1 protein-coding gene is annotated in these 262 nt (G+C 41.2%); it reads left to right on the top strand.

The features are described from left to right. On the top strand, window positions 1-262 hold a 262-nt coding region (locus SB756_RS31530; RefSeq protein WP_410913430.1), incomplete at both ends, for a GGDEF domain-containing protein.

Raw genomic sequence — 262 nt, 5'->3', positions numbered from 1 at the left:
GGAAGTGACTTTATTGCCCGCTACGGTGGGGAAGAGTTTGCGGCTATTTTACCTGATGTATCTAAAGAGGAAGCAATTGCGTTTGCAAATAAGCTCAGAAATGCTGTAAACAAATTAAATATAGAGCACAAAACATCGTTAAATGCACAATGCATAACTATCAGTATTGGCGTTGCAACTATGGAAGATGGCCGCTCAACCTCAGAGCATTCATTATTAGAAGAAGCTGACTTAGGGTTGTATGAAGCAAAAGAGGCTGGCC

This window comes from Pseudomonas sp. SIMBA_068, from assembly GCF_046534705.1.
GTDB classification, from domain to species: domain Bacteria; phylum Pseudomonadota; class Gammaproteobacteria; order Pseudomonadales; family Pseudomonadaceae; genus Aquipseudomonas; species Aquipseudomonas putida.
Note: the sequence above shows the minus strand (reverse complement) of the source record. Positions and strands in the feature narration are given on the sequence as shown.